The sequence below is a fragment of the Pseudomonas sp. 21615526 genome, assembly GCF_013386245.1.
Classification (GTDB): domain Bacteria; phylum Pseudomonadota; class Gammaproteobacteria; order Pseudomonadales; family Pseudomonadaceae; genus Aquipseudomonas.
Window position 1 is genome coordinate 1 of sequence record NZ_JACAOM010000154.1, and the last position, 3,495, is coordinate 3,495.

Annotated in this window: 5 protein-coding genes; 1 reads left to right on the forward strand and 4 read right to left on the reverse strand. The window is 62.3% G+C overall.

The features are described from left to right. The 3 genes from HX786_RS32070 to HX786_RS29365 form a co-directional block, all read right to left on the reverse strand. A partial coding sequence (locus HX786_RS32070) for an SRPBCC family protein (RefSeq protein ID WP_178912964.1) occupies positions 1–101 on the reverse strand: 101 nt, incomplete at its 3' end. Positions 102–130: 29 nt separating this feature from the next. Continuing rightward, positions 131–928 (reverse strand): SDR family NAD(P)-dependent oxidoreductase, encoded by a 798-nt coding sequence (locus tag HX786_RS29360; protein WP_003219722.1) that lies wholly within the window; start codon positions 926–928, stop codon positions 131–133. Positions 929–944: 16 nt separating this feature from the next. After that, the gene (locus tag HX786_RS29365; protein ID WP_178912965.1) at positions 945–1,949 is read right to left on the reverse strand and encodes an aldo/keto reductase; all 1,005 of its coding nucleotides are present in this window, start codon (positions 1,947–1,949) and stop codon (positions 945–947) included. A gap of 118 nt (positions 1,950–2,067) precedes the next feature. On the opposite strand from HX786_RS29365, the gene HX786_RS29370 reads away from it, so the two are divergent. Then, a complete protein-coding gene (locus tag HX786_RS29370; RefSeq protein ID WP_008435969.1) occupies positions 2,068–3,009 on the forward strand; it encodes a LysR substrate-binding domain-containing protein in 942 nt (313 codons plus the stop codon). Between the two features lie 72 nt (positions 3,010–3,081). Here HX786_RS29370 and HX786_RS29375 read toward each other — a convergent pair whose 3' ends face one another. Then, on the reverse strand, positions 3,082–3,291 hold the full coding sequence (locus HX786_RS29375; RefSeq protein ID WP_080673247.1) for a YXWGXW repeat-containing protein: 210 nt from the start codon (positions 3,289–3,291) through the stop codon (positions 3,082–3,084). Positions 3,292–3,495 lie beyond the last annotated feature (204 nt).

The following is a 3,495-nucleotide window of genomic DNA, read 5'->3' on the forward strand; positions in this document are numbered from 1 at the left end:
ATAAAGGGCAGCCAGTCCGGCAGCGAATTGAAGCCGCCGACCAATTGCCAAACCTGTTCGGCCGAAACCGGGATTTCAATAACAGCAGATGCTTTTGCCACGATTAACACTCCAAACCATTCAAGAAAAATCAGATCGCCATGCTGTCGACAACACCGCCGTCGACCCGCAACGCGGCACCGGTGGTGGCAGAGGACAACGGTGAAGCAATGTACGCCACCAGATTCGCCACTTCATCCACATTCGCTGCGCGCTGGATGATCGACGTCGGCCGCGCATTGCGCACAAACACATCGGCCTCGTCCCGCGCACTGCGCCCGGACTTGGCCACGGCGTCCTTGAGCATGTGCTCCAGGCCATCGGTAAAGGTCGGCCCCGGCAGGATCGCATTGACCGTCACCCCGGTGCCCGCCAGGCGTTTGGCCAAGCCATGGGACACCGCCAGGTTGGCGCTTTTGGTCACACCGTAATTGATCATGTCAGCCGGCGTTGCCACCCCGGATTCCGACGACACAAAGATCACCCGGCCCCAGCCCTGCTCGACCATGCCCGGCGTGTAATGCCGCGACAAACGCACACCGGAGATCACGTTGACCTCGTAGAAACGCGTCCACTCGCTGTCGGGAGCGTCAAAGAAATCGACGTCGTTGAAGATCCCGAGGTTGTTCACCAGGATGTCGGCGCGCGGCTCGGCGGCGAACAGCTTTTCAGCGCCCTCGGCCGTACCGAGGTCCGCCACCAGCCCACGCAGATCCGCGCCGGGCACGGCCTGGCGAATGGTCGCCAGCGCCTCGTCGACCTTGCCCGATTCACGCCCGATCACCACCACCGTAGCGCCGGATTGCGCCAGCGCCTGGCTGATGCCCAGGCCTATGCCGGCGGTGCTGCCACTGACGATTGCGACTTTGCCACTGATATCAATTTTCATGTTCGCGTTCCTGTGGTTAGAGCGGCAGCGGTGCACGGGCCGAAATCAATCGTGCCTCGCGCAGGGCCTGCCAAAAGGCTGCGGGAATCTTCTCTGACAACGCCGCGACGTCTTCAGCAATGCGCCCCGGACGACTGGCACCCGGAATCACTGCCGCCACTGCCGGGTGGGCCAGGGAGAATTGCAGTGCAGCGGCTTTCACACTCACGCCATGGGCAGCGGCAATCGCCTTGATCTGCTCGACCTTGCTGATGATCGCCGGGCTGGCTTTCTGGTACTCAAAATGTGCGCCGCCCGCCAGGATCCCGGAGCTGTAAGGGCCACCGACCACGATCTCGACGCTCTGCGCCTGGGCTGCATCCATCAAGCGCTGCAAGGCGCGTTCATGGTCGAGCAAGGTGTAGCGACCGGCAAGCAGGAAACCGTCGGGCTGGGCTTCGGCCAGGTCCAGGGTCAACTCGCAAGGCTCGACCCGATTGACGCCCAGGCCCCATGCCTTGATCACGCCTTCTTCACGCAGGCGGGTCAGTACTTTGAAAGCACCGGTGCGCGCCTGATTGAAGTAGTCCAGCCATTGATCACCGTAGAAGTCCTGGGCGATATCGTGAATCCACACGATGTCGAGGCGGTCGGTTTGCAGGCGGTTGAGGCTGTCTTCGATGGAGCGCAGGGTGGCATCGGCGCTGTAGTCGTTGACCATCTTGTTCGGCCGGCCATGTTCAAACACGCCGCTTTTCTCGCCGAGGTCGCGGGCGCTTTCTTCCACTTCATCCAGGATCACCCGGCCGACCTTGGTGCTGAGCACATAGTCGTCACGGTTGTACTTGGACAGGGCCTGGCCCAGGCGGATTTCCGAGAGGCCCGAGCCGTAGAACGGTGCGGTGTCGAAGTAACGCACGCCCTGGTTCCAGGCTGCTTCAACGGTGGCTTGCGCCTCCTCTTCAGGAATCGCGCGGAACATGTTGCCCAAGGGGGCGGTGCCAAAACCCAGCACGCCGGGCAGTTTGTCTTTCAAGCTCATGGGGTAAATCCTCAAGATTGTTCAAGGTCGCTGTGTTGACCGTTGAGCAGATCGTAGATTGCAGAGATCGGACCGTCCAAGACATACTTGGACCAACTTGAGTCCCTTAAGGTCTGACATGATCGACTTCCGCCAATTGCGCTACTTCGTTGTAGTCGCTGAAGAAGAACACGTGGGGCGTGCTGCCGAACGGTTGCACATCTCCCAATCGCCCCTGAGCCGGCAGATTGCCCAATTGGAAGAGCGCCTGGGCCTGACCCTGTTCGAGCGCAGCCAACAGCGCATCCGCCTGACCCGCGACGGCCAGACGTTCCTCGCCGAAACCAAGGCGCTGCTGACCCACGCCAACCGCCTGGAGTCATTGGGCCGGCGATTGGGTAAAGGCGAAGAAGGCGGACTGTGCATCGGCTACATCGAAAACGCCATGCACGCGGGGGTGCTGCCCAACGCCCTGAAGGTACTGCGTGACGCGCGGCCCAACGTGCATATCGCCCTGTACAACCTGCCCTCCGCCGAACAGCTGGAAGGCCTGCGCCAACGCAGCCTGGATATCGCTCTGGTGGGTGAACCACCGGCGGCGGATGACCCGGACCTGATGGCATTGCAAGTGCTGGACGATCCGATGCTGCTGGCGCTGCCCGAGCAGCATCCGCTGGCCAGCGTCAGCGAGTTGCTGCCTGAGCATCTGGCCGAGCAGCAATGGATTGGCGTGCAGCGCAAAGCGGGTGCAAACCCGGCGGATGACTTTGTTGCGGCGTGCATTCGGGCAGGGTTTACCCCGCAGATTCCGATGGAAGCCAGCGAGCCGTTTACCGCGTTGGGGTTGGTGGCGTCGGGGCTAGGTGTCGCGATGGTGCAAAAGGGCTTGAGCCGCAATGCACCGCCGGGCGTTGTGCTGCGAGAACTGCCGTGGCTGACCTACACCACGCCGCTGTGGGCGGCGTGGCATCGGATCAACTTGCGGCCGCTGGTGGAGACATTCAGGAAAGTCCTGACAGAGCCCCTATCACCTGTGGGAGCCGGGCTTGCCCGCGATGCAGGCACCTCGGTCTGTCAGTAAGACCGCGGTGATGCCATCGCAGGCAAGCCAGCTCCCACAGGGTTTCGGTGTCGCAGTTGAACGTGTGGTGGATCAGTACCGCCAATGCCCCGGCACCCATAACCACTGCCCGTTCCCCCAGCGATAGTGCCCCCGCACCCACTGATACCCTGGCGCCGGCGCCACCGGCACCACCTCGACCAAAGGCGGCGGGCGCCGCGGATGAACAGGCTCGACAATACAACCGGACAACGCAGCCGCCATCAACGTGGCGGCCAGCGTAGCTTTGAATAGGCGGGACATGGCAAGGTTCCCCAATGAGATTGGCCTTCGCCTGAGTGGCGGGCCTACCCGGGTTAAACGCCGCCACCCGGAAAAATCCGTCGCCCGTCTCGGTTATTAATGCTCGTTCCCACGCTCTGCGTGGGAACGCATCCCGTGACGCTCCGCGTCACCACTGCGCAAGACTTGAACCTTGCTTCGCCAACTGGACGCAGAGCGTCCGGG

Bases quoted from the DNA above. Each gene is read 5' to 3' on its own strand.
- HX786_RS29360 (WP_003219722.1), bottom strand. From the start codon at position 928: ATGAAAATTGATATCAGTGGCAAAGTCGCAATCGTCAGTGGCAGCACC.
- HX786_RS29365 (WP_178912965.1), bottom strand. From the start codon at position 1,949: ATGAGCTTGAAAGACAAACTGCCCGGCGTGCTGGGTTTTGGCACCGCC.
- HX786_RS29370 (WP_008435969.1), top strand. From the start codon at position 2,068: ATGATCGACTTCCGCCAATTGCGCTACTTCGTTGTAGTCGCTGAAGAA.
- HX786_RS29375 (WP_080673247.1), bottom strand. From the start codon at position 3,291: ATGTCCCGCCTATTCAAAGCTACGCTGGCCGCCACGTTGATGGCGGCT.